Here is a 24,863-nt window from a genome sequence, read left to right as displayed (position 1 = left end):
TTGGGAGGGAAACCCACCATACATGGAGACAGGCCGATGCTGCGTTCCGACGAAACCTCTCCCGCCGCGCCCGCCGCGCTCGCCGCGCTCGCGCCGTCCGGCGCCTTCCTGGAGGAGAAGGCGTTCCGTGCGCGGACCCTGCTGCTGTTCGGCACCATCACCGACGCCAGCGCCTATCAGGCGGTGCGCCACCTGCTGGCGCTGGATGCCGAATCCGACGCGCCGATCGCGATGATCGTGTCCTCGCCCGGCGGCCATCTCGAATCCGGCGACGCCATCCACGATGCGCTGCGCTTCATTTCCGCGCCGGTCGACATGATCGGCTCGGGCTGGGTCGGCAGCGCGGCCACGCACGTGTTCCTGGGCGTGCCGCGCGAACGCCGGGTGTGCCTGCCGCAGACCCGGTTCCTGATCCATCAGCCCAGCGGTGGCGCCGGCGGCCCGGCCAGCGACATCGCCATCCAGGCCAGCGAGATCCTCAAGGCGCGCGCCCGCATCGCCCGGGTCATCGCCCGCGAGACCGGCCAGCCGCTGCAACGCGTGGAAGCCGACATCGAGCGCGACTGCTGGATGTCGGCGCAGGAGGCGATGGACTACGGCCTGGTGTCGCGCATCGTCGAGCGGCGCAGCCAGTTGGCCGGGCGTTGAGCGGAGGGGCGGCGCAACGGCGCCCGCCCATGCCGCTTGCGCAGTGCGCCGCGATCGCCGTGGGCATGACCTATGGCATGGCACGCGGCGGCGGCGCAGGCATAGCATGGGGGTTTGCTTGTCCGCTGTCGTTCGCCCCCTGGAGACCCCATGAGAAAGTCCACTGCCTGGATGGCGCCGTTGCTGCTGGCCGCCACTGTCGCGTTCCAGGCTTCGGCGCAGACCGCGCCGCCGCGCGACGTGCCCTTCGCCGGCACGCTGAAGATCGCTGTCGACGCCACCGACCTGGCCCACCGCATCTTCCGCGTGCGCACCACCATCCCGGCCACGCCGGGGCCGATGACCCTGCTGTATCCGCAGTGGATCCCCGGCAACCATTCGCCGACCGGCCCGATCGACAAGCTGGCCGGGCTGGTGATCAAGGCCAACGGCAAGGTGCTGCCGTGGACGCGCGACCAGTACGACGTCTATGCGTTCAAGATCGACGTGCCCGCCGGCGCCAGCGAGATCGTCGCCGAGTACCAGTTCCTGTCCTCGCAGGGCGACGGCCAGGGCCGGGTGATGATGACCCCGGAGATGCTCAACCTGCAGTGGAACACCACCGCGCTGTATCCGGCCGGGGTGTATGCGCGCAACATCAAGGCGCAGGCCAGCGTGACGTTGCCGGCCGGCTGGGATTACGCCACCGCGCTGGAGACCGCCACGCGGAGCGGCGACACGGTGACGTTCAAGCCGATCGATTTCGACGACCTGGTCGATTCGCCGATGTTCGCCGGCAAGTACTACAAGCGCATCGTACTGGACGCCAAGGACAAGGCGCCGGTGGCGCTGAACGTGTTCGCCGACAAGCCCAAGGCGCTGGAGGCCAAGCCCGAGCAGGTCAAGGCGCACGTGGCCCTGGTGCAGCAGATGGACAAGTTGTACGGCGCGCGCCACTTCGACCACTACGAGTTCCTGCTGGCGCTGACCGACAAGCTCGGCGGCATCGGTCTGGAGCACCACCGTTCCAGCGAGAACAGCGGCCCACTCGACTACTTCACCGAATGGGACAAGAGCTGGGAGATGCGCGACCTGCTCGCGCACGAGTTCAACCACTCCTGGAACGGCAAGTACCGCCGCGGCGCCGACCTGGCCACGCCCAACTTCAACGTGCCGATGGGCGACAGCCTGCTGTGGCTGTACGAGGGCCAGACCCAGTTCTGGGGCGAGGTGATCGCCGCGCGCGCCGGGCTGTGGACGCAGGACCAGGCCCGCGACATGCTGGCCAATGTCGCCGCGACCTACCAGCGCGGCCGGCCCGGCCTGGCCTGGCGCGCGCTGCAGGACACCACCAACGATCCCACCATGTCGATGCGCCGTCCGCGCGCCTACCGCAGCTACCAGCTGAGCGAGGACTACTATTCCGGCGGGCAGATGCTGTGGCTGGAGGTCAACGCCAAGCTGCGCGAACTCAGCGGCGGCAAGCGCTCGCTGGACGACTTCGCCAAGGCCTTCTTCGGCATGCACGACGGCGCCTGGGACGTGAACACCTATACCTTCGACGACATCGTCGCCACGCTCGACGGGATCGCCAAGTACGACTGGGCGACCCTGCTGCGCAGCCGTCTCGACGACCACGGTTCGCTGGTCGGCGGCATCGAGGCCAGCGGCTGGAAGCTGGTCTATACCGACCAGCCGAACGCGGCCAACAAGACCAGCGAGGCGCGCAACAAGAGCCTGGACCTGACCTATTCGCTGGGCCTGAGCCTGGACCAGCAGGGCCAGGTGCAGTCCGTGCTGTGGGACAGCCCGGCGTTCAACGCCGGCCTCATCACCGGCAACCGCGTGGTCGCGGTCGGCGGCCGCGAGTACAGCGCCGAAGCGCTCAAGGACGCGATCACCGCGGCCAAGGGCGGCAGCGCCCCGATCGAACTGCTGGTCAAGCGCGGCGACCGCTACGACACCTTGCGCATCGCCTACGCCGGCGGCCTGCAGTATCCGCACCTGGAGCGCATCGCCGGCACGCCGGATCGCCTGAGCGAGTTGTACAAGGCGCGCTGAGTCGGCGAATGCCCCCCGCCCGGCGTCGTCTGCCGGGTGGCGGGGAACGGCGTCCGCGTCGCGCTGTACGGCGAGGGATCGATCGCCGCCGCAGCGTCGAGGAGGCGGGCGCTGCGTCTGTCGTAGGAGCGGCTTCAGCCGCGACGGGGCATGACCGGTAAAGCCCGTTCGCGGCTGAAGCCGCTCCTACGAAATGCGTGGTTTGCCGGCCCGCCGAGGTCGCTAGAGGAGCGTGGCGCCTCGCCGTCGCGGACCTTGAGACCGCCAGCCACTATGCTGGCGCATTGTCTGAGCGGACCAGAAGCAGATGGCGAAAGCGAAAACGGCCTATGTCTGCGGCGAATGCGGCGCCGAGTACACCAAATGGCAGGGCCAGTGCACCGAATGCGGCGCCTGGAACACGCTGAGCGAGATCGTGCTGGAGAGCGCGGCCACGGCCAAGGCGCCGGCCGCGGCGCGGCGCAGCGGCTGGGCCGGCAAGGCCGAGACGCCGAAGATCACCGCGCTCAAGGACGTGGAGCATCGCGACCAGGCGCGCGTGTCCACCGGCATCGGCGAGTTCGACCGGGTGCTCGGCGGCGGCCTGGTCGAGGGCGCGGTGGTGCTGATCGGCGGCGATCCGGGCATCGGCAAGTCGACCCTGCTGCTGCAGGCGCTGGCGAAGATGGCCGGCACCCTGCCGGTGCTGTACGTGACCGGCGAGGAATCGCTGGGCCAGGTCGCCGGGCGCGCGGTGCGCCTGGACCTGCCGCTGGACGGCCTCAATGCGCTGGCCGAGACCGGCATCGAACACATCCTGCAGCACGCCAGCGCGGCGCGGCCCAAGCTGATCGTCGCCGACTCGGTGCAGACCCTGTGGACCGAGGCGCTGACCGCCGCGCCCGGCTCGGTCAGCCAGGTGCGCGAGAGTGCGGCGCGGCTGGTGCGCTACGCCAAGGAGACCGGCACCGCGGTGTTCCTGGTCGGCCACGTCACCAAGGAGGGCGGCATCGCCGGCCCGCGCGTGCTCGAGCACATGGTCGATGCGGTGTTGTACTTCGAGGGCGAGAGCGGCAGCCGCTTCCGCCTGCTGCGCGCCTTCAAGAACCGCTTCGGCGCGGTCAACGAGCTGGGCGTGTTCGCGATGGGCGAGAAGGGGCTGAAGGAAGTCTCCAATCCGTCGGCGATCTTCCTCTCCGGCGGCAGTGCGCACCAGCCCGGCAGTTGCGTGATGGTCACCCGCGAAGGCACGCGGCCGCTGATGGTGGAAGTGCAGGCGCTGGTCGATGCCTCGCCGCTGTCCAATCCGCGACGCGTGGCGGTGGGCCTGGAGCAGAACCGGCTGGCGATGCTGCTGGCCGTGCTGCACCGCCATGGCGGCATCGTGGTCGGCGACCAGGACGTGTTCGTCAACGTGGTCGGCGGCATCCGCGTGCAGGAGACCGCGGCCGACCTGCCGGTGCTGCTGGCGGTGCTGTCGTCGCTGCGCGACCGGCCGCTGGCGGAGAAGACCATCGCCTTCGGCGAGGTCGGCCTGTCCGGCGAGATCCGCCCGGTGCCCAACGGCGAGGACCGACTGCGCGAGGCCGCGACGCACGGCTTCAAGCGCGCCATCGTGTCCAAGGCCAATGCGCCCAAGACCGGCACGGTCAAGGGCATGGAGGTGATCGCGGTGGAGCGCCTGGCGCAGGCGCTGGAAGCGGCGAGCGAATAGGCTGCGCCGCCGGCAGGCTGCGTCTTCGTTGTTCGTGCAGGCTGTGTCCCTGCGAAGCGCGGCGCAGTGGTGCGGGTGATGCGGCGATCGGCGTAGCTGCGCCGCCGCATCGAGGGGCCTGGCATGCGGTTTACCGCGCGCGTCGTCGGCTGCGACGCAGCCGTTCGCTGCACACCGATGCGCACACCCGGCGATGGGCCCCGCCTGCGTATGGCGGTTCCAGCATGGCGAACGGCGCGCGTCGCCACGCGCGCCGTTGCCGTTGCGTTGCCGCGGGCGCGATCGCACCCGCGTTTCCGTCAGTCCTTGCGATAGATCGCGCCGAGCTTGTCGATCTCGTCGCCGTCGCGGCCGGTGAAGCCGGCGATGTGCCAGCCGCTGGGCGCGGTGAGCGTGTAGGTCTCGGCGGTCGGCGTGCCGGCGCTGAGGCTGCGGCCCTGGTTGGTGCGCAGGCTCAGCGAGAACAGCCGGGTGTGGCCGTTGTACTGGCCCACGCTCAGCGTGGCCGAGGTCAGCCGTTCGTTGCTGCCCAGGCGCAGCGTGACCGGATCGCCGCCGCTGCCGCCGTGGGCCAGGGTGCTGCCGTTGTCCAGGCCCAGTGCGATGCCGTCCAGGCGCGAGGCGCCGCGCAGGGTCACGCTGGCGATGGTGCGCTGCTCGGCGCCCTTGGCGATGTCGTTGAACGGGGTGCCGTGCGGGCCGCCGAACTGGTCGCTGGTGCGCACGGTGGCACCGACCGCCCAGCCGAACTGCGCGGCCAGCGGGTAGTGGTCGGACAGCGGCTTGCCGTCGCTGTCGTAGAAGTTGCCGTCGTCGAGCTTGTAGCGGTTGGCGACCAGGGTCAGTTGCGGCGCGTCGCGGTACAGGATCTTGTCCACCACCTCGCACTCATTGGTCGGCGGGGTGCCGCACAGCAGCGGCGCCGCGCCGGCGGCCGGGGCGTTGCCCTTGACCAGCTCGACCCAGGTATCGGTCAGGCCGTTGGCGGCGATCAGCTCGCGGATGTTGTCGTCGGCGCGGGTGTAGCGGGTGTTGGAGTCCATCATCACCAGCACCGCGTTGCCGGCCGACCAGGTCTGGATGAACTGCGAGAGCTGGCTGATGTTGGCGCGCCGCGCGGCCAGGTCGGCGCTCTCGGTGCCGGCGTTGGGGTGCGCGTTGTACACATCCAGCAGCACGCCGTCGTCCAGGCGCACGCGCATGTAGCTGAAGCCCTTGGGAGTCAGGCAGTCGGTGCCGTTGCACTTGTCCCACTTGACGCGGGTGAAGTCGTCGAAGCGGTAGTTGCTCAGCGTGTTGAGGCCGTCGCCGATTGCCGCGCCGCCGCTGGTGGGGGTGCGGTAGGGATGGTTGTCGCCCGCGTACAGGGTGGCGTGGTAGTTGAAGTCTTCCTGCACGTTGATCAGGCCGTAGGGCGCCAGCTTCGGTGCGATCTGGGCGGTGTTGGCGGCCGGGTTGCTGCTGGAAATGCCCTGCGGCAGGCCGGCGACGTTGTAGGTGAGCACGTCGAGCACGCCGACGTCCGATTGCGCGTGGACCACGCCGGCGCAGGCCAGGCTCAATCCGATGCCGTAGCTCACGAGGGTGCGTAGATGCTGGATCATGAATCGCCTCTTTGCGGGTTGGGAGGAACAGCGGGTGGCGCGAGGGCCAGGGGACGGTGCCGGAAGCACCGATGCCGCCGCGCGACCGGCCGGGGCCGGCGCGCGTGGCGTCATGGGGTCAGGAACTGCGGGTCGATCGCGGCCTCGACCGCGGTCGCGAAAGCGGCCAGTGGGCAGTCGTACTCGCCATCGGCGCGGCTGCAGCGCGGGATGAACACCGCCGACGCCAGCGGCGGCGCCTGCACGGTCAGCGCACGGCGTTCGCGCAACTGCGCCAGGCTCTGCGCGGTGTAGCGCAGGCGGATCACCCGCTCGCCGTCGGCGCGGCGCCAGCGCTCGAACACCAGCGCGCCGCCGGGCACGGTCTGGTCGGGCTGGTAGCCGGGCAGTTGCCAGTGCAAGTCGAGCATGCCGGCGAGCAGGGTCAGGGTGCCGTCGTGGCCGGACAGCACCACCAGCCGCGCCGCGCCGCCGATCGGCGCGGCGTGCGTGGCCTGGCCGCTGCCGTCCAGCAGCGTCGCCAGCAGCCGCGCCGCCAGCGGCGAGGCGGCCATGCGCGCCACCGCCGGTGCGCGCAGGCGCAGCGCGAACTCGGCCTGGTGCGGGGCGAAGGCGCGCAACAGGCTGGCCTCGTCGACGCCGCGCCAGCCCAGCGCGGCGAAGTCCTGGCCGTCGGCCCAGCCCATCAGCAGGCTTTCGCTGAGGCCGGAGGCGGCCGCGGCCGGGCCTTCGATGGCGGGGATCGCCTCGCCGGCGTCGCCCAGCCGTGCCGGCACCGCATCCAGGCGCAATTTGCCGCTGCCGGCGTCGGCCGGGCAGGGCCGTTGCGCGCACTGCAGCAGCAGTTGCTGCAGGCTGTCGATGGCATCGGCCTGCGCCGCGTTCCAGGCGGGCGCATCGCCGCCGATGCGGCCGGCGATGGCCGCGCGCATCTGCGCCACCGCGGCGGGATCGCGCAGGGCGGGCGCGCCGTCGAACAGCGGATCGGAGGCGCCGTCGGCGACGCTGCGCACCGGATTCGCGCAGCCCGGGGTCAGTGTGCTGGCCAGTGCCTGCGCCGAGGCAATGGTGCGCTGGGTGCGGTTGGCCCAGTAGTACGCGGCCGCGCAGCCGTCGCCGGCGAACAGCCCCAGCGGTGCGTAGCGGGCGCGGTAATAGGCGCCGAACAGCCGTTCCAGCGCCGCGCCGTTCGCGGTGAGATGCCCGGCGGGAACCGCGAAGCGTGGCCATGGGCGTGCCGAATAGCGCTCCAGTTGCGCGGTGCTGGACATCGCCGCGCGCACGCCGTGGCGCTTGAGGATCAGCACTTTCTCCAAGGTGTCGGTCGCGGCCGTTTGCGCGCGTGCCGCGGTGCAGGCCAGCGGCGCGAGGGCGAACACGGCGAGGGCGGCGAGGTACGACAGCGGTGGCATCGGCAAGCTCCAGGCAGGGGCAGGGGCGGAGGCGCCGTGCGCGGTGGCGCACGGTGCGCTGGCTGCGGTCGCTGCCGTGCAGGCAGCGGCGCAGGCTTGCTGCCGCGCGCGGGCGGCAGCGCGGCGGATCAGAAACGCGCGCGCAGGCCCACCGACCAGGTACGGCCGTAGTCGGTGTAGCCGCCGAACAGGCGGTCGCCGACGTACTGGCGCTGCACGGCACCGGTGAGATTGATCGCGTTGACGAACACCGACAGGCTGTCGTTGACCTTCCAGGCCACGTTCGCGTCGAGGCTGCCGAACTGGTCGCTGTTGAGCGTGGCGACGTTGGCGGTGCCGACCGCGTTGACGATGTCGTCGCTCCAGCCGTAGCTCACCCGCGCCATCAGCGGCCCCTTCTCGTAGAACAGCACCGCGTTGTAGGTGTTCTTGGCCACGCCTTCGAGGCTGTCGGTGAAGGTGCGGCTGCCGTCGCGGTAGGTGGCCTCGCTGTCGGTCCAGGTGTAGTTGAGCTGCATGCCCAGCCCGTCCAGCGGCGCCGGCAGGCCGGCGAAGACCTGCTGGTAGGCCACTTCCACGCCCTTGACGCTGGCCTGGCTGCCGTTGGTCTTGGACGAGAGCAGGTAGGTCTGGCCCTGGTACTGCAGGTTCGACAGCTGGGTCTGGATGAAGCGCGAGATGTCCTTGTAGAACACGCCGCCGGTCAGCGCCGAGGTGCCGTCGATGTACCACTCGAAGGTCAGGTCGTACTGCCAGGCCTCGAACGGGCGCAGCGACGGATTGCCGCCGCTGGCGGTGAGGATCTCGCCGCTGGAATTGAAGGTGAGCTTGGACGACAGGTCGGTGAGGTCGGGGCGGGTGATGACCTTGGCCGCGGAGCTGCGCAGCACGATGTCCTCGCGCACGTCCCAGGCGGCGTTGAACGAGGGCAGCGCGTTGCTGTAGCTGCGTGCGAAGTGCACCGGTTGCGCGCTGCCGTTGACGTCGGCGTGGCCGTCGGTGGTCTGCTCGGTGCGGACCAGGCGCACGCCGAGGTTGCCGCGCAGCTCGCGGCCGGCCAGTTCGCTGCCGAAGTCGGCCATCGCATAGGCCGAGCCGATCTTCTCCTTCACCTCGTAGGAGTTCTGCAGGTCGGCGCTGTTGGGCGTGTTGACCAGGTCCGCGGCGGTCGGCCAGGTGCCGAAGAAGGTCGATTCGATCGGTGCCAGCCACTGCCGCGGCAGGCTGCCGTTGGCGTCGGCGAGCATGTCGTCCACCGGCAGCGCGGTGAAGTTGCCGGCCGGGAAGCGCACGCCGGCGATGCTGGTCAGCAACAGGTCGGCGCGATCGTAGGTGCGCGCGCGCTGCCGGTACTTGGCGCCGAACTTGAGGTCGCGGAAGAAGCCGTCGCCGAGCGTGCGCTTGGCGTCGAGCTGCAGCGCGTCCTCCTTGTCGCGCGCGTCGATCTCGCGCCACTCCAGGCGGCGGCCGGCCACGCTGGCCGGGTTGGTCGGGTCGAAGCCGTTGGTGAAGCGCCAGTCGGGCACGTCGTCGCCATCGGCCTGCGGCATGTCCACGCGCATCGACAGGGTGGTGCCGCTGCGCAGGCGCGTGCGCCGGATCGGATCGGAGTCGTAGCTGTGCGCCTGCGAGTGGAACGCCACCGCGCCCAGCGTCCATGCATCGCCGCTCCAGGTGCTGGACAGGCGCGCGCTGCGGTTGTCGTCGGTGATGCCGGAAGTCTCGCGCGAGATCTGCACCTGGCCGTTGCGGTAGTCGAAGCCGGCGATGCCGCCGTGCGCCACGCGCAGGTTGCCGAGCTTGGCGAGGCTATCGAAGCCCACGCCCAGGCTGTATTCGTCGTAGTGCACGGTCTGCCTGGCGTACAGCAGGTCCAGGTTGGTTTCCCAGGCCGCGCTCGGCTTCCATTGCAGGGAGGCGGCGATGCCGGTGCGTTCGCGCTGCTCCAGTTCCAGCGTCGGGCGCAGGCCGGTGGGCACGTAGTTGGCGCCGGGCACGCCCGGCACGCCGTTGCGGTAGTAGTCCCAACTCACTTCGTTGACCCGGTCCTGGCGCAGGCTGCGCTGCGCATAGGCGCCGGAGAGCAGCACGCCGAAGGTGCCGTCGGCGTTGACCCAGTTGAACAGGCCGGACACGCGCGGATCGTTGGCGTGGGTGCGCTGCGCCTGGCTCGATTCCAGCGACAGGTTGGTCAGGGGTTTGCCCAGTTCCAGCGGGCGGAAGGTACGCACGTTGACGATGCCGCCGATCGCGCCTTCGTCCAGGTCGGCGGTGGGACTCTTGATCACCTCCAGGCCGGCGACCAGTTCCGCCGGGAGAGTGTCGTAGCGGAACTGGCGGCCGGTCTGGCCGGAGGTGCGCACGTTCTCGTTGACCGCCATGGTCTGGCCGTTGAGCGTGGTCACCTGGAAGTTGGGGCCCAGGCCGCGCACGCGCACGTACACGCCTTCGCCGCGGTCGCGCACGATCGACACGCCGGGCACGCGCTGCAGCGCTTCGGCCACGTTCTGCGCCGGCAGCTTGCCGATGTCCTCGGCGGCGATCACGTCGACCACGCTGTCGGCGTAGCGCTTCTCGCGCAGCGCGGCGCTGAGGCTGCCGGCGTAGCTGCCGAGCACCTGGATGCCGTCCAGTTGCTTGACCGGCGCATCCGCTGGCGGTGTCGGCGTCGGTGTGGCGGTCATCGTTGCCGGCACGGCGGCGGCAGTCTCGGCCGGCGCGTTCGCCGCCTCGATCGTCACCGTGGTCGGGGTGAGGAAGCGGTAGCGCAGGCCAGTGCCGTCGAGCAGTTGCTGCAGCGCCTGTTCCGGCGCCGCGCCGGCGCGGCTGCCGTGGGTCTGCGGATTGCCGGTGCTGCCGGCGGCGTAGACGAACTGCAGGCCGGTCTGCCGCGACAGGGCATTGAGTGCACGCGCCAGCGGCTGAGCGGGAATCGCATCGACCGCGACGGGGGCGGTCTGTGCGCCGGCGGCGCCGGCATGCAGGGCGAGGGCGATGGAAAGGAACAGGGTGCGGCGCATCGTCGAGGTCCAGTGGCAGCGGGGATGGTGATGCGCGAGGCATCGCCGCGAGAGGGCGATTGCCTGCGCTGTCCCCGGACTACGAGGCGCGACGGCGACGATCGGGCACCGTTTTTCGATGAATTTTCTGTGACACGTGCGCGGAGCGTGCGCTGGGTTCGCCGCGTGCGCGAAGAGTCGATCGCCCTCTTCATCAGCGCGAGCAGCGTTGGCGCCCATGTTGGCTGGATGCGCCGCGGCGGCATGTTCTCGGGCGCGTATGCGTACGCTGCGGCGCCGCGCAGCCGCCGCGCGTCGCGCGCTGTGCTGGCTGCGGCTACTGCCTGCGTGCCTGCGCCTGCGCGCGGCTGCGCACGTGGATGCCGTCGGCGCTGGTGCGTACCTGCAGGGTCGGCTGCGCATCGAGGAAGGCGCGCAATGCGGCGACATCGTCGCCGCGCAGGTTGCCGGTCAGCCGCATCGCGCCGGCGTCGGCGTCGTCGATCCGCAGGCGGGTGCGGTTGAGTCGGTTGAAATCCTCGGCGACGTTGGCCAGCGGCTCGTCGCGGAACACGATGCGGCGTTGCCACCAGGCATGCATCGCCGCGACGTCCTCGTTGCCGAGCTCGACCCGGCCATCGGCGGTGTCGATGCGCGCGCTCTGGCCGGCGCCGAGATCGGCCAGCATCGGCTGTTGCGGCCGGTCCTGGCGCCACACGTGCACGCGCCCGGACGAGACCTCGATGCGCGCCTGGTCCTGGTGCAGGGCGATGTCGAAGGTGGTGCCGATGTCCTCCACGCGCAGGCCGCCGGCCTGCACCTGCAGCGGGCGGCGGTCGGCGGCGACCACGAAGCTAGCCTGGCCCTGCAGCAACTGCAGCCTCCGGCTCCAGGGCGTCAGCGTGGCACGCACCTGGGTCTGTGCGTTGAGCCGCACCACGCTGCCGTCGGCCAGTCGCACGCTGCGTTGTTCGCCGAGCGCGGTGCGGTAGGTCTGGCTGCTCGGCCAGGCCCAGCCGACCAGCACCGCGACCGCGCACACGGCGGCGGCCGCGGCCAGGCGCCAGCGCGGCGTGGGGCTGGCACGCTTGGCGCGCGCGGATGCAGCCGTCGCTGGCGCTGTCGCGCGCGGCGACAAGGGCAGGGCGATCACGTTGCCGGCCGCGGCGCCGTCGGCGGTGTCGTCGCTGGCCAGCAGGGCATCCACGTCCAGGTCCATGCCGCGCAGCGCCTCGCCGAGTTCGCCGGCCACGCGCTGCAGCGCCAGATACTCGCGCAGGTGCTGCGGCGAGGCGGTCAGCCAGTCCAGCAACTGCTGTTCCTGTTTCGCGTCCAAGGGGTGCATGCGCTGCAGTGCGTGCCAGTGTGCGGCATCGGCGGTGGCGCTGCGCGAGGGGAAGCCGCTGTCGTTCACCAGTGCTCTCCGCGGTCGGCGAGCGCGCGCCGGCACGCCGACAGGCCGCGCACCACGTGCTTCTTGACCATGTGCGGCGACACGCCCATGCGTTCGGCGATCTGCTTGTAGCTCAGCCCGTCGCGGTACTGCATCACCAGCACCGCGCGGGTGCGCGCGGGCAGGTCGGCGAGCAGGGCCTGCAGGTGCTGCTGGCGCTGCCGCCGCTGTGCGCTGTCTTCCACGTCGTCTCCCGCCGCCAGCAATTGCGAGAACTGCTCCATCTCCTCGATGCGCAGCGGCGCCTGGCGGCGCCGCGCGGCCTGTTCGCGCGCCAGGTTCTGCGCGACGGTGTACAGGTAGGCTTCCGGATTGGCGATGGCCTCGCCCTGCTGCCGATGCGCGCGCAGCAGCCGCAGATAGGTCTCCTGCACCATGTCCTCGGCATCCTCGCGTGCGCCGCGGCGCACGAAGAAGCCGCGCAGCACCGGGCCGTGTTCCGCGAACATGCGCGCCCATGCGCGTTTGGGGTGAGCCGCCACCGAGCCTGCCTTGTCCCTGGGGTGCGGCGCAGGCTAGAAGCTGCAGATGACGGTGCGGTGACGTGGGGGCGATGCGCGTGGAAGAAGGCGGCGCTGGCCACTTGCTACTGGAGTCGACTGTCATGCAGCCGCGAGGCGCGAAGTGGTGCGCTTTCCGATGGCGCAATGCGTCGGGACTGAAGTCCCTCCCACAGTGCACACGGCGGGCTAGCCGCAAGCCGATGTGGGAGCGACTTCGGTCGCGACGGGCTTTCCCGGCAAGGCCCGGTCGCGACCAAAGTCGCACCAACAGCGGCGTTGCGCGGGGGTGCCGGCGCTAGTGCGAATCACGCGCCACGGCGTCGCCGCTGCCGCCGACCAGGAAGTCCAGGTCGGCGCCCAGGTGCGCCTGCTGCACGTGCTCGACGTAGAGCTTGCTCCAGCCGCGGGTCGGGGCCGGCGGCGGGGTCCATTCGCTGCGCCGGCGCAGCAGTTCCTCGTCGCTGACCTCCAGGTGCAGGGCGCGGCCGGGGACGTCGAGTTCGATGATGTCGCCGTCGCGTACCAGCGCCAGGGTGCCGCCGGCGGCGGCCTCGGGCGAGGCGTGCAGCACCACGGTGCCGTAGGCGGTGCCGCTCATGCGCGCGTCGGAGATGCGCACCATGTCGGTGATGCCGGCGCGCAGCAGTTTCGGCGGCAGCGGCATGTTGCCGACCTCGGCCATGCCCGGGTAGCCGCGCGGGCCGCAGTGCTTGAGCACCATGATGCAGTCGGCGTCGATGTCCAGCGCCTCGTCGTCGATACGCGCCTTGAAGTCCTCGATGCTCTCGAACACCACCGCGCGCCCGCGATGCCGCAACAGGTGCGGCGAGGCGGCCGAGGGCTTGATCACCGCCCCGTCCGGCGCCAGGTTGCCGCGCAGCACGGCGATGCCGGCCTCCGCGCGCACCGGCGCATCCAGCGGGTGGATCACCTCACGGTTCCAGCACGGCGCCTGCGCCACGTTCTCGCCGACGGTGCGGCCGTTGACGGTGCGCGCGTCCAGCGCCAGTTCGGCGCCGAGTTCGCGCATCACCGCCGGCAGCCCGCCGGCGTAGTAGAAGTCTTCCATCAGGTACTGGCCGGACGGTTTGAGGTTCACCAGGCACGGCAGCCGCGAGCCGAGCCGGTCCCAGTCGTCCAACTGCAGCGGCACGCCCACGCGGCCGGCCAGGGCCAGCAGGTGCAGCACCGCATTGGTGGAGCCGCCGATCGCCGCATTGACCTTGATCGCGTTGGCGAAGGCATCGGCGGTCAGCACCTGCGACATGCGCAGGTCCTCTTCCACCATCTGCACGATGCGCCGTCCGCTGAGCCGCGCCAGTCGCGCGCGGCGCGCGTCCACCGCCGGGATCGCCGCGTTCTCCGGCAGCGACATGCCCAGCGCCTCGACCATGCTGGCCATGGTCGAGGCGGTGCCCATGGTCATGCAGCTGCCCTTGGAGCGCTGCATGCAGGCTTCGGCCTCGACGAAGTCGTCCTGGCTCAAGGTGCCGGCGCGGACCATCTCCGACATTTCGATCACGCCGGTGCCCGAGCCCAGCGGCTGCCCGCGCCAGTTGCCCGACAGCGACGGCCCGCCGGACACGCCGATGGTCGGCAGGTCGACGCTGGCCGCGCCCATCAGCAGCGCCGGGGTGGTCTTGTCGCAGCCCATCAGCAGCACCACGCCGTCCAGCGGATTGGCGCGGATCGATTCCTCCACGTCCATGCTGGCCAGGTTGCGGAACAGCATCGCGGTCGGGCGCATCTGCGTTTCGCCCAGCGACATCACCGGGAACTCCAGCGGAAACCCGCCGGCCTCGTACACGCCGCGCTTCACGTGCTCGGCCAGTTCGCGCAGGTGGCCGTTGCACGGGGTCAGCTCCGACCAGGTGTTGCAGATGCCGATCACCGGGCGGCCGTCGAACATGTCGTGCGGATGGCCGGCGCTCTTGAGCCAGCTGCGGTAGTAGAAGCCCTGCTTGCCTTCGCGCCCGAACCACGCCTGGCTGCGGCGCGGCGGTTTGCTGGGTGAGCCCATGTCGGCGGATTCCTCGTGTCCAGGTCGCCGGGATCCGCCTTGTGCGCAAGCCGCCCCCGGATGCTTTACGCCGGGGATGCTAGCGGGCATATTGATACGTGAAAAATAGCAAATATCTTCGAATGGATATTTGTTTTCATATATCGAAATCCTATCCACCTAGAGCGAAACGGCATGGACAACTCGGCAAGCGCGGCGCCTTCCTCCCTCGGCAACGCAACCTACGGCAGCCTGCGCGGGCGCCGCGTCTTCATCACCGGCGGCGGCTCCGGCATCGGCGCCGCGTTGGTCGAGGCCTTCGCCGCGCAGGGGGCGCAGGTGGCCTTCGTCGATGTCGCGGCCGAGGCCAGCGCCGCGCTGGCCGAGCGCCTGGCCGCGGCCGGCCTGACTGCGCCGTGGTGGCGCCGCTGCGACGTCACCGACGTGGCCGCGCTGCAGGCGGCGATCGGCGCGGCGGCGGCCGAACTGGGCGATTTCCACGTGCTGCTCAACAACGTCGGCAGCGACGACCGCCATGCGTTGGAGGCGGTGACCCCGGACTACTGGGAGCGCTGCGTGTCGATCAACCAGCGCGCAGCGTTCTTCGCCATCCAGGCGGTGGTGCCGGGCATGCAGCGGCTGGGCGGCGGTTCCATCGTCAACCTCGGCTCCACCGGCTGGCAGAGCAAGACCGGCGGCTACCCGGTGTACGCCACCGCCAAGTCCTCGGTGAACGGCCTGACCCGTGGCCTGGCGCGCGACCTGGGCGCGGCGCGGATCCGCATCAACGTGCTGACCCCGGGCTGGGTGATGACCGAGCGCCAGGTCACCCTGTGGCTGGACGAGGCCGGCGAACGCGAACTGGCGCGCAACCAGTGCCTGCCGGACAAGGTGATGCCGGAGGACATCGCGCGCATGGCGCTGTTCCTGGCCTCGGACGAGGCGCGCGCGATCACCGCGCAGGAGTTCGTGGTGGACGGCGGCTGGACCTGACGCCGCGCAGGATGCCGGCTTCCTGCGTCGCGGCTGAAGCCGCTCCCACAAAAAAGCTGCGCACCGGTAGGGGCGGAGACGGTGTGGGAGGGACTGCAGTCCCGGCGCGATCGGCTGCCCTTGGCAGTGCGGGTGATTTTCGCACTGCGCGTCGCGGCTGAAGCCGCTCCCACAAAAGCTGCGCGCTGGCATGGGCAGAGGCATTGTGGGAGGGACTTCAGTGCCGACGCGATCGGCTGTCCTTCGACAGTGGCAGGTGAGCCCCGCATTGCGCGTCGCGGCTGAAGCCGCTCCCACAAAAGCTGCGCGCCGGCTCGGGCGGAGGCATTGTGGGAGGGACTTCAGTGCCGACGCGATCGGCTGCCCTTGGACAGTGGCAGGTGAGCCCCCCACTGCGCGTCGCGGCTTAATGTCGCTCCCACAAGGAGCCGCGCGGCGGTACGGGCGGAAGCACTGTGGGAGGGACTTCAGTCCCGACGCGATTCACTGTCCGTGGGTAGCGACTGCGCTCCCACTGCTGCGGCGACGCCGTAGACCGCGGCCGCGGCCTCCTGCAGCGCCTGCAGCACGATCCGCGCGCCCGGCGATAGCAGCCAGTCGCGTCGGGTGATCAGGCCGAAGGCGTCCATGCGGCAGGACAGCGCCACCGGCACGATCGCCACGCTGCCGTGGTCGGCGAAATGCCGGGCCACGTCCTCCGGGACCACCGCCAGCGCGTCGCCGTGGCGCAGCAACTGCGGCAGCACCACCAGCGCCGAGGTCTCGATCACCCGCTTGGGCGCCTCCAGCCCGGCGTTCTGGAACATCAGTTCGAAGCGATGGCGCAGCACGCTGCCGTCCGGCGGCACGATCCACGGTGCCTCGGCCAACACCGCCAGCGTCGGCGCCGGCGCCGCCAGCAGCGGATGGCCAGGGCGGGCGATGGCGCAGACCTTTTCCTCGGCCAGCGCCTGGTAGTGCAGGTGGCGCTTGTCGTGCCGCGCGAACAGCCGCGCCACCACGATGTCCAGCTTGTTCTGCGCCAGCTGCTCCAGCAGCACGTCGCTGCCGTCCACGCGCAGGCTCACCCGCAGCAGCGGATGCTGCGCGCCGACCTGGGCCAGGGCCGCCGGCAGCAGGCTCATCGCCGGGCCGGCGATCGCGCCGACGGCGACGCTGCCGGCATAGCCGGCCTTCAGCGCCTCGATCTCGGCGCCGGCCTCGCCGAGGCTGGCCAGGGCGATGCGCGCGTGGCGGATCATCGCCTCGCCGTACCAGGTCGCGCGCATGCCGCGCGGCAGGCGCTCGAACAGCGGCACCGCCAGCATGTCCTCCAGGTCCTTGAGCAGCTTGGACGCGGCCGGCTGCGACATGTTCAAGGTCTCGGCGGCGCGGTGGATGTTGCCTTCCTCCTCGATCGCCAGCAGCAGCATCAATTGCCGGGTCTTCAGGCGGGCGCGGACGAACCAGGGTGGGGCAGCGGGCATGGCGCTCAGAAAGATACGAATGTTCGTATACATTAAGCCAAAACAGATATTTGTTGCATATAGGTCGTCCGGCCAGAATAGGACCGGCGCATCGCGTTGCGCGTGTTCCGTGCCGCGCGCCGCGCGTCCGCATTCCGACAGGCGACCGATTCATGCGATTGATCCAGTTGCTCGATGACGCAGGCATCCCCGGCGTAGGCGTGGTGGAGGACGAGGGCCGCCAGGTGCGGCTGTTGCGCGAGGTGGCGTCGACCTACGCGCTGGCCAACGCCGCGCTGGCCGCCGGCAACCGCCTGGACGCCCAGGCGCAGCAGTTGCGCGGCGAGCGCGTGCTCGACTACGCCGCTCTGCTCGCCGCCGGCCGCGTGCTGCCGCCGCTGACCCATCCGGACCCGGCGCATTGCCGCGTCACCGGCACCGGCCTGACCCACCTGGGCAGCGCCGCCACCCGCGATGCCATGCACCAGAACCTGCAGCAGCAGGCGGCGCAGGGCACGCTCACCGATTCGATGAAGATCTTCCAGCTCGGCGTGGACGGCGGCATCCCGCGCGACGGCCAGCCCGGTGCGCAGCCGGAATGGTTCTACAAGGGCGACGGCAGCAGTCTGGTCGCGCCGGGCGCACCGCTGCCGTCGCCAGACTTCGCCCTGGACGGCGGCGAGGAGCCGGAACTGGTCGGGCTGTACGTGATCGGCGCCGACGGCGTGCCGTACCGGCTCGGCTTCGCGCTGGGCAACGAGTTCTCCGACCACGTCACCGAGCGCCAGAACTACCTGTACCTGGCCCATTCCAAGCTGCGCGCCTGCGCGGTCGGCCCGGAGCTGCGCTGCGGCGCGCTGCCGCGCGACCTGCGCGGCCACAGCCGCATCCGCCGTGGCGATGCGGTGATCTGGGAGAAGCCGTTCGTCACCGGCGAAGCCAACATGTGCCACTCGCTGGCCAATCTCGAATACCACCATTTCAAGTACGCCGCGCACCGCGTGCCCGGCGACGTGCACCTGCATTTCTTCGGCACCGCCACGTTGAGCTTCGCCGACGGCGTGCAGGCGCAGCCCGGCGACCGCTTCGAGATCGAACTGCCCGAGTTCGGCGCGGCGCTGGTCAATCCCTTGCAGCGCGTTGAGAGCGGATTCGCCCTGGGCGGCGTGCGCGCGCTGTAGAACCGCATGGAGGTAGGCATGACCCGACGTTTCCAGAGCTACATCGACGGCCGCTGGGTGGCCGGCGACGACCTCGCCCCCGACGAGAATCCGTCCGACCTGTCGGCCCCGGTCGGCGAAGCCGGCAGTGTCGACGCGGCCACGGTGCGCGAGGCGATCGCCGCGGCCAACGCGGCGCAGGCGGCGTGGGCCGCGAGCACCCCGCAGCAGCGCGCCGACGCGCTGGATGCGGTCGGCAGCGAGATCCTGGCGCGCAGGCAGGAACTGGGCACGCTGCTGGCTTCGGAAGAAGGCAAGACCCTGCCCGAGAGCATCGCCGAGGCGGCACGCGCCGGGCAGATCTTCAAGTTCTTCGCCGGCGAGGCCCTGCGCATTCCCGGCGAGACGCTGGCCTCCACCCGGCCCGGGGTCAACGTCGAGATCACCCGCGAGCCGGTGGGCACGGTCGGCCTCATCGCGCCGTGGAATTTTCCGCTGGCGATCCCGGCGTGGAAGATCGCGCCGGCGCTGGCCTATGGCAACACCGTGGTGTTCAAGCCGGCGGAAAGCGTGCCCGGCTGCGCCTGGGCGCTGGCCGAAATCCTCAGCCGCGCCGGCCTGCCCAACGGCACGTTCAACCTGGTGCTCGGCAGCGGCGGCACGGTCGGCCAGGCGCTGGTCGCCGAGCGCGGCATCGATGCGCTGAGCTTCACCGGCTCGGTGCCGACCGGCACGCGCTTGCTGCGCCAGGCCGCCGAGCGCGGGCTGAAGATCCAGCTGGAGATGGGTGGCAAGAACCCGCTGGTGGTGCTGGCCGATGCCGACCTGGACCTGGCGGTGGAACTCGCGGTCAACGGCGCCTACTTCTCCACCGGCCAGCGCTGCACCGCGTCGAGCCGGCTGATCGTCGAGCGCGCGGTGCACGACGACTTTGTCACGCGCCTGCGCACGCGCCTGAGCGCGCTGAAGATCGGCCACGCGCTGGAGCCGGGCGTGGACATCGGCCCGGTCGCCAGCGCCAGCCAGTTCGAACAGGACCGCGACTACCTGCGCATCGCCCGCGAGGAAGGCGCCGAGCTGCTGTACGGCGGCTCGGCGCTGGAGTGCCCGCACCGCGGCTACTACCTGCGCCCGGCGCTGGTCGCGGCGCAGCCGCAGCACCGCATCGCCCGCGAGGAAGTGTTCGGCCCGGTTGCCGCGGTATTGGTGGCCGACGACTACGAACACGCGCTGGCCCTGGCCAACGACACCGAATTCGGCCTGTGCGCCGGCATCGCCACGCGCTCGCTCAAACACGCCACGCATTTCAAGCGGCATGCGCAGGCGGGGATGGTGATGGTCAACCTGCCCACCGCCGGCGTCGACCCGCACGTGCCGTTCGGCGGGCGCAAGGCGTCCAGCTACGGCCCGCGCGAGCAGGGCCGCTATGCGGTGGAGTTCTACACCACGGTCAAGACCGCCTATACGTCCGCGCCATGAACTGATCGAACCAGCGCACGCCGGCCTGGGAGGGTGGGCGGCGCGTCGTGGCCCCCGGGCCCGTCCGCCGCCAGCGTGCCATCAACGAGGAGGGGCTATGCAGAAGCAGCAGTCGGGAATGCGTGCGCTGGGAATCGCGGCGGTGCTGGGTGTGGTGCTGGCCGCCTGTTCCGGCGGCGGCAAGGAGGCGGGCAAGGCGCCCGGGCAACTGACCGTCGGCTTCAGCCAGGTCGGCGCCGAGAGCGAATGGCGCACCGCCAACACCGCCTCGATCAAGCAGGCCGTCGCCGATGCCGGCATGAAACTGAAGTTCTCCGATGCGCAGCAGAAACAGGAGAACCAGATCAAGGCGCTGCGCTCGTTCATCGCCCAGCGCGTGGACGTGATCGCGTTTTCGCCGGTGGTGGAGTCGGGCTGGGAGACCGTGCTGCGCGAGGCCAAGGCCGCGCAGATCCCGGTGGTGCTCACCGACCGCGCGGTGAAGGTGTCCGACGACAGCCTGTACGTCACCCTGATCGGTTCGGATTTCGTCGAGGAAGGGCGCAAGGCGGCGCGCTGGCTGGTCGAGCGCTCGCCGCTGAAGGACGGCGACAAACCGGTGCGCATCGTCGAACTGCAGGGCACCGTCGGCTCGGCGCCGGCGCTCGACCGCATGCGCGGCTTCAAGGAGATCCTGGCGGCGCATCCGCGCTTCCAGATCGTGCGCTCGCAGAGCGGCGACTTCACCCGCGCCAAGGGCAAGGAAGTGATGGAAGCGTTCCTGAAATCGGAGGGACGCAACATCGACGTGCTCTACGCGCACAACGACGACATGGCGATCGGCGCGATCCAGGCGATCGAGGAAGCCGGGCTGCGGCCGGGCAAGGACATCCTGGTGATCTCGGTGGACGGGGTGAAGGGCGCGTTCGAGGCGATGCAGGCCGGCAAGCTCAACGTCACCGTCGAATGCAATCCGCTGCTCGGCCCGCAACTGGTGCAGGCCATCGGCGACCTCAAGGCCGGCAAGCCGCTGCCCAAGCGCATCGTGGTGGAGGAATCGGTGTACACCCAGGACCAGGCCGCGGCCGAGTTGCCCAAGCGCAAGTACTGAGGGCGCGCGCATGCATCCGCCGGTACTGGAGGCACAGGGGCTGCACAAGGCCTACGCCGGCGTGGCCGCGCTGGAGGACGTGGCGCTGCGCCTGCGCGGCGGCGAGATCCACGCGCTGATGGGCCAGAACGGCGCCGGCAAGTCGACCCTGATCAAGCTGCTGACCGGGGTGACGCCCGCCGACGCCGGGCGCATCGTGCTGGACGGTGCGGTCGTCGCGCCGGCGTCGCCACAGCAGGCGCAACGGCTCGGCATCAGCACCGTGTACCAGGAAGTGAACCTGTGCCCGAACCTGTCGGTGGCCGAGAACCTGTTCGCCGGCCGCTATCCGCTGCGCGGCTGGCCGCGGCGCATCGACTGGCGGCGGGTCGAGCGCGAGGCCGAGGCCGGCCTGCAGCGCCTGGGCATCGCCATCGACGTGCGCCGCGCGCTGGGCAGCTATCCGGTGGCGGTGCAGCAGATGGTGGCGATCGCGCGCGCGGTCGGCGTGTCGGCGCGGGTGCTGATCCTCGACGAACCCACCTCCAGCCTCGACGAGGGCGAGGTGGCCGAGCTGTTCCGGGTGATGCGCGCGCTGCGCGAGGCCGGCATGGCGATCCTGTTCGTCACCCACTTCCTGGACCAGGTGTACGCGGTGGCCGACCGCATCAGCGTATTGCGCAACGGGCGCCTGGTCGGCGAATACACGCCCGACGCGTTGCCCGCGCCGCAACTGATCGCGGCGATGGTCGGGCGCGCGCTCGACCCGGCCAGCGCCGCGGCCGCCACCGTGCGCGCCGCCGCGCCAGGGGACGCGGCGCCGCTGTTGCAGGCGCAGGGCCTGGGCCGGCGCGGCCAGTTGCAGCCGACCGACCTGCACGTGTGCCGCGGCCAGGTGCTGGGCCTGGCCGGCCTGCTCGGCGCCGGCCGCACCGAACTGGCGCGGCTGCTGTTCGGGCTGGACCGTGCCGATCGCGGTCGCGTCTTGATCGATGGGCGCGACGTGGCGCTGCGCGGTCCGCCCGATGCGATCGCCCACGGCCTGGCGCTGTGCCCGGAAGAGCGCAAGACCGAGGGCATCGTCGCCGCGCTGTCGGTGCGCGAGAACATCGTGCTGGCCCTGCAGGCGCGCATGGGCCTGCGCCGTTTCCTGGCGCCGGCCGAGCAGGTGCGCATCGCGCAGGGCTATGTGGACGCGCTGGGCATCAAGACCGCCAGCGTGGAGACGCCGGTGGGGCTGCTGTCCGGCGGCAACCAGCAGAAGGTGGTGCTGGCGCGCTGGCTGGCGACGCGGCCGCGGCTGCTGATCCTCGACGAACCTACCCGCGGCATCGACATCGCCGCCAAGCAGGAGATCATGACCCGGATCCTGGCCCTGGCCCGCGAGGGCATGGCGGTGCTGTTCATCTCTGCCGAGGTCGCCGAGATCGCGCGCATCGCCGACCGCATCGCGGTGCTGCGCGAACGCCGCCTGGTCGGCGAGCTGCCCGGCGGCTGCGGCGAGCGCGCGATCTTCGACCTGATCGCCGGGAGCGCAGCATGAGCGCCGCCGCCACGCCCGACACGACTGTGCCGCGCTGGCCGGCGCGGCTGCGCGCGCACCCGCTGTTCTGGCCGCTGGCGACGCTGGCCGTGTTGCTGCTCGGCAACGGCCTGTTCGATCCCGGCTTCCTGAGCCTGCAATGGCGCGACGGCCACCTGTACGGCAGCCTGGTCGACATCGGCAACCGCGCCGCACCGCTGGCGCTGGTGGCGATGGGCATGACCCTGGTGATCGCGGTGCGCGGCCTGGACATCTCGGTCGGCGCGGTGGTGGCGATCGCCGCCACGGTGGCGGCGTGGATGATCGGCGGCGGCGAGCACAGCCGTTTCCCGCTGTGGGCGGTGCTGCTGGCGCCGCTGCTGGTGGCGGCGCTGTGCGGGCTGTGGAACGGGCTGCTGGTGGTCAAGGTCGGCATGCAGCCGATCATCGCCACGCTGATCCTGATGGTGGCCGGGCGCGGCATCGCGCAGCTGATCGGCGACGGGCAGATCCTGACCATCTACTACCCGCCGTACTTCTACCTCGGCAACGGCTTCCTGCTCGGCCTGCCGTTCGCCTTGTTCGTGGTCGCCGCGGTGTTCGTGGCATTGCAGCTGCTGCTGGGGCGCACCGCACTGGGCCTGTTCGTGCGCGCCATCGGCCACAATCCGCGTGCGGCGCGGCTCGCCGGCGTGCGCGCGCGGTTGATCGCGGTGCTGCTGTACGTGTTCTGCGCGTTCAGCGCCGGCCTGGCCGGGTTGCTGATCAGTTCCAACGTCAAGAGCGCCGACGCCAACAACGCCGGGCAGCTGATGGAACTGGACGCGATCCTCGCGGTCACCCTCGGCGGCACGCTGCTCGATGGCGGCCGCTTCAGCCTGGCCGGCAGCGTGATCGGCGCGTTGATCATCCAGACCCTGACCGCGACCATCTACGCCTTCGGCGTGCCGGCGCAGGTCACCATGCTGATCAAGGCGCTGCTGGTGTTCGCTGTGATGCTGCTGCAATCGCCGACCTTCCGCGCCAACCTGCGCGGCTGGATCCGGCGGCCGCCGCCGGAGGCGCGGCCATGAGCGCGACCGCGCCGCGTCTGGCCACGTCCGGCCTGCGCAAGGCCGCGGGCGTGCTGCAGGGCGCCCGCCTGCCGCTGGCGATCACCGTGGCGCTGTTCGTGGTCATGCTCGCGGCCGGCGGCGTGCTCTACGACGGTTTCCTGGCGCCGCAGGTGCTGGCCAATCTGCTGATCGACAACGCCTTCCTGTGCATCGCCGCGGTCGGCATGAGCCTGGTGATCCTCAGCGGCGGCATCGACCTGTCGGTAGGTGCGGTACTGGCCTTCAGCACGGTGCTGTCCGCCTCGCTGGTCGAGCGCCACGGCTGGTCGCCGCTGGCGGCGATCCCGCTGGTGCTGCTGCTCGGCAGCGTGTTCGGCGCCGGCATGGGCCTGCTGATCCAGCGCTACCGCCTGCAGCCGTTCGTGGTGACCCTGGCCGGCATGTTCCTGGCGCGCGGCGCCAGCTACTTGATCAGCGTCGATTCGATCCCGATCACCGACCCGCTGTACACCGCGATCGCGCAGGCGCGGCTGCCGCTGGGTGGCGGCGCATCGCTGTCGGTCGGCGCGCTGATCGCGCTGGCGATGGTGGCGCTGGGCATGTGGCTGACCCAGTGCACCCGCTTCGGCCGCTGCGTGTATGCGCTCGGCGGCAGCGAGGCCTCGGCGCGGCTGATGGGCCTGCCGGTGGAGGCGACCCAAGTGCGCGTCTACGCCTTCAGCGGCTTCTGCTCGGCGCTGGCCGGGGTGGTGTGCACGTTCTACATGCTGTCCGGCTACAGCCTGCACGCGCAGGGCCTGGAGCTGGACGCCATCGCCGCGGTGGTGATCGGCGGCACCCTGCTCGCCGGCGGCAGCGGCTACGTGATCGGCACCCTGTTCGGCGTGCTGATCCTGGGCGCGATCCAGACCCTGATCGTGTTCGACGGCACGCTCAGCTCGTGGTGGACGCGCATCGTGATCGGTGGCCTGCTGCTGCTGTTCTGCCTGCTGCAACGGCTGCTGGCCCGGCGCCTGCCGGAGGCGGCGATGGGCGATTGAGCGGCGCGGCGGCGTAGAATTCCGGTACGCAACGGGAGCGTCGACATGGTGAAGATCTGGGGCCGGCACAATTCGAGCAACGTGCGCAAGGTGCTGTGGTGCGCCGAGGAGATCGGCCTGGCCTACACCTCCATCGAGGTCGGCGGCGCGTTCGGCGGCAACGATGCACCGGCCTATCGCGCGCTCAATCCCAACGGCCTGGTGCCGGCGATCGAGGACGATGGCCTGGCGTTGTGGGAATCCAACGCCATCGTCCGCTACCTGGCCGCGCGCTACGCCCCGGGTACGCTGTACCCGCAGGACCCGGCGCTGCGCGCGCGCGGCGACAAGTGGATGGACTGGACCACCTCGTGCTTCGCCGGCGCCTTCCGCGACCTGTTCTGGGGCGTGCTGCGCACCGCGCCCGAGCAGCGCGACGCCGCCAGGATCGCCGCCGCGCTGGAGCAATCGGCCAAGCTGCTGCGCACCGCCGACGCCGCGCTGGCGCAGCACCCCTGGCTGTCGGGCGAGCACTTCGCGATGGGCGACATCCCGCTCGGCAGCTTCGCCTATGCCTGGTTCGAGATGCCGATCGAACGCCCGGCGCTGCCGCACCTGCAGGCCTGGTACCAGCGCCTGCAGCAGCGCCCGGCGTATCGTAAGGGCGTGATGACCGCGCTGACCTGAGGCGACCGGCGTTGGCCCTGCGCGTGGCAGAACCGCCGCGACGACGTGCCCTTCGCTTCCGTAGGAGCGGCTTCAGCCGCGAC

At 70.8% G+C, this 24,863-nt stretch carries 18 protein-coding genes; 11 read left to right on the top strand and 7 right to left on the bottom strand.

The window, feature by feature from the left end; all coding sequences use genetic code 11:
• Positions 1–36 precede the first annotated feature (36 nt).
• The 3 genes from AC1PME_RS15080 (at position 37) to radA (ending at position 4,381) form a co-directional block, all read left to right on the top strand.
• Positions 37–648 (top strand): ATP-dependent Clp protease proteolytic subunit, encoded by a 612-nt coding sequence (locus AC1PME_RS15080; RefSeq protein WP_481096315.1) that lies wholly within the window; start codon positions 37–39, stop codon positions 646–648.
• Between the two features lie 150 nt (positions 649–798).
• Entirely contained in the window at positions 799–2,688 is a 1,890-nt protein-coding gene (locus tag AC1PME_RS15075) for a M61 family metallopeptidase (RefSeq protein ID WP_481096314.1), read from the top strand.
• A 307-nt stretch (positions 2,689–2,995) separates the two neighbouring features.
• Entirely contained in the window at positions 2,996–4,381 is a 1,386-nt protein-coding gene (gene radA / locus AC1PME_RS15070; protein ID WP_481096313.1) for a DNA repair protein RadA, read from the top strand.
• Positions 4,382–4,680: 299 nt separating this feature from the next.
• On the opposite strand, the gene AC1PME_RS15065 is transcribed toward radA, so the two are convergent.
• From AC1PME_RS15065 to AC1PME_RS15040, 6 genes are all read right to left on the bottom strand, one after another.
• Positions 4,681–5,985 carry a jacalin-like lectin gene (locus AC1PME_RS15065; RefSeq protein WP_254458743.1) on the bottom strand — a complete coding sequence of 435 codons (1,305 nt, stop codon included), beginning with the start codon at positions 5,983–5,985 and terminating at the stop codon, positions 4,681–4,683.
• 110 nt (positions 5,986–6,095) lie between these two features.
• Entirely contained in the window at positions 6,096–7,397 is a 1,302-nt protein-coding gene (locus AC1PME_RS15060; RefSeq protein WP_481096312.1) for a histidine-type phosphatase, read from the bottom strand.
• Between the two features lie 128 nt (positions 7,398–7,525).
• On the bottom strand, positions 7,526–10,417 hold the full coding sequence (locus tag AC1PME_RS15055) for a TonB-dependent receptor (protein WP_481096311.1): 2,892 nt from the start codon (positions 10,415–10,417) through the stop codon (positions 7,526–7,528).
• A gap of 316 nt (positions 10,418–10,733) precedes the next feature.
• Entirely contained in the window at positions 10,734–11,810 is a 1,077-nt protein-coding gene (locus AC1PME_RS15050; RefSeq protein WP_430543975.1) for a FecR family protein, read from the bottom strand.
• Entirely contained in the window at positions 11,807–12,331 is a 525-nt protein-coding gene (locus tag AC1PME_RS15045) for an RNA polymerase sigma factor (protein ID WP_254458740.1), read from the bottom strand. The genes AC1PME_RS15050 and AC1PME_RS15045 overlap by 4 nt, the downstream gene beginning before the upstream one ends.
• A 316-nt stretch (positions 12,332–12,647) precedes the next feature.
• On the bottom strand, positions 12,648–14,372 hold the full coding sequence (locus AC1PME_RS15040; RefSeq protein WP_254458739.1) for an IlvD/Edd family dehydratase: 1,725 nt from the start codon (positions 14,370–14,372) through the stop codon (positions 12,648–12,650).
• Between the two features lie 174 nt (positions 14,373–14,546).
• On the opposite strand from AC1PME_RS15040, the gene AC1PME_RS15035 reads away from it, so the two are divergent.
• Positions 14,547–15,344, top strand: coding sequence for an SDR family NAD(P)-dependent oxidoreductase (locus AC1PME_RS15035; RefSeq protein ID WP_254458738.1), 798 nt, complete (start codon positions 14,547–14,549; stop codon positions 15,342–15,344).
• A gap of 467 nt (positions 15,345–15,811) precedes the next feature.
• On the opposite strand, the gene AC1PME_RS15030 is transcribed toward AC1PME_RS15035, so the two are convergent.
• Positions 15,812–16,810 (bottom strand): LysR substrate-binding domain-containing protein, encoded by a 999-nt coding sequence (locus tag AC1PME_RS15030; protein WP_481096310.1) that lies wholly within the window; start codon positions 16,808–16,810, stop codon positions 15,812–15,814.
• A gap of 152 nt (positions 16,811–16,962) precedes the next feature.
• On the opposite strand from AC1PME_RS15030, the gene araD1 reads away from it, so the two are divergent.
• The 7 genes from araD1 to AC1PME_RS14995 all read left to right on the top strand — a co-directional run bounded on the left by araD1 (position 16,963) and on the right by AC1PME_RS14995 (position 24,780).
• Positions 16,963–17,970, top strand: coding sequence for an AraD1 family protein (gene araD1, locus AC1PME_RS15025; protein ID WP_254458736.1), 1,008 nt, complete (start codon positions 16,963–16,965; stop codon positions 17,968–17,970).
• A gap of 18 nt (positions 17,971–17,988) precedes the next feature.
• Entirely contained in the window at positions 17,989–19,428 is a 1,440-nt protein-coding gene (locus AC1PME_RS15020) for an aldehyde dehydrogenase family protein (RefSeq protein WP_481096309.1), read from the top strand.
• A 118-nt stretch (positions 19,429–19,546) separates the two neighbouring features.
• Complete coding sequence (locus tag AC1PME_RS15015) at positions 19,547–20,518, top strand: ABC transporter substrate-binding protein (protein WP_481096308.1); 972 nt, start codon at positions 19,547–19,549, stop codon at positions 20,516–20,518.
• A gap of 10 nt (positions 20,519–20,528) precedes the next feature.
• Positions 20,529–22,040: a sugar ABC transporter ATP-binding protein gene (locus AC1PME_RS15010; protein WP_481096307.1), complete on the top strand. Its 1,512-nt coding sequence runs from the start codon at positions 20,529–20,531 to the stop codon at positions 22,038–22,040.
• Positions 22,037–23,092, top strand: coding sequence for an ABC transporter permease (locus AC1PME_RS15005; protein ID WP_481096306.1), 1,056 nt, complete (start codon positions 22,037–22,039; stop codon positions 23,090–23,092). The genes AC1PME_RS15010 and AC1PME_RS15005 overlap by 4 nt, the downstream gene beginning before the upstream one ends.
• Positions 23,089–24,114 (top strand): galactofuranose ABC transporter, permease protein YjfF, encoded by a 1,026-nt coding sequence (gene yjfF, locus AC1PME_RS15000; protein ID WP_307551680.1) that lies wholly within the window; start codon positions 23,089–23,091, stop codon positions 24,112–24,114. The genes AC1PME_RS15005 and yjfF overlap by 4 nt, the downstream gene beginning before the upstream one ends.
• Positions 24,115–24,159: 45 nt before the next feature.
• Entirely contained in the window at positions 24,160–24,780 is a 621-nt protein-coding gene (locus AC1PME_RS14995; RefSeq protein WP_481096305.1) for a glutathione S-transferase family protein, read from the top strand.
• The last annotated feature ends 83 nt before the right edge of the window (positions 24,781–24,863 follow it).

It is taken from the genome of Xanthomonas sp. NCPPB 901, from assembly GCF_056725085.1.
Note: the sequence above shows the minus strand (reverse complement) of the source record. Positions and strands in the feature narration are given on the sequence as shown.

Coding starts and splice junctions, on each gene's coding strand:
- AC1PME_RS15080 (WP_481096315.1), top strand. CDS start 37: ATGCTGCGTTCCGACGAAACCTCTCCCGCCGCGCCCGCCGCGCTCGCC.
- AC1PME_RS14995 (WP_481096305.1), top strand. CDS start 24,160: ATGGTGAAGATCTGGGGCCGGCACAATTCGAGCAACGTGCGCAAGGTG.
- AC1PME_RS15060 (WP_481096312.1), bottom strand. CDS start 7,397: ATGCCACCGCTGTCGTACCTCGCCGCCCTCGCCGTGTTCGCCCTCGCG.
- AC1PME_RS15055 (WP_481096311.1), bottom strand. CDS start 10,417: ATGCGCCGCACCCTGTTCCTTTCCATCGCCCTCGCCCTGCATGCCGGC.
- radA (WP_481096313.1), top strand. CDS start 2,996: ATGGCGAAAGCGAAAACGGCCTATGTCTGCGGCGAATGCGGCGCCGAG.
- yjfF (WP_307551680.1), top strand. CDS start 23,089: ATGAGCGCGACCGCGCCGCGTCTGGCCACGTCCGGCCTGCGCAAGGCC.
- AC1PME_RS15020 (WP_481096309.1), top strand. CDS start 17,989: ATGACCCGACGTTTCCAGAGCTACATCGACGGCCGCTGGGTGGCCGGC.
- AC1PME_RS15035 (WP_254458738.1), top strand. CDS start 14,547: ATGGACAACTCGGCAAGCGCGGCGCCTTCCTCCCTCGGCAACGCAACC.
- AC1PME_RS15005 (WP_481096306.1), top strand. CDS start 22,037: ATGAGCGCCGCCGCCACGCCCGACACGACTGTGCCGCGCTGGCCGGCG.
- AC1PME_RS15015 (WP_481096308.1), top strand. CDS start 19,547: ATGCGTGCGCTGGGAATCGCGGCGGTGCTGGGTGTGGTGCTGGCCGCC.
- AC1PME_RS15010 (WP_481096307.1), top strand. CDS start 20,529: ATGCATCCGCCGGTACTGGAGGCACAGGGGCTGCACAAGGCCTACGCC.
- araD1 (WP_254458736.1), top strand. CDS start 16,963: ATGCGATTGATCCAGTTGCTCGATGACGCAGGCATCCCCGGCGTAGGC.
- AC1PME_RS15065 (WP_254458743.1), bottom strand. CDS start 5,985: ATGATCCAGCATCTACGCACCCTCGTGAGCTACGGCATCGGATTGAGC.
- AC1PME_RS15030 (WP_481096310.1), bottom strand. CDS start 16,810: ATGCCCGCTGCCCCACCCTGGTTCGTCCGCGCCCGCCTGAAGACCCGG.
- AC1PME_RS15075 (WP_481096314.1), top strand. CDS start 799: ATGAGAAAGTCCACTGCCTGGATGGCGCCGTTGCTGCTGGCCGCCACT.
- AC1PME_RS15040 (WP_254458739.1), bottom strand. CDS start 14,372: ATGGGCTCACCCAGCAAACCGCCGCGCCGCAGCCAGGCGTGGTTCGGG.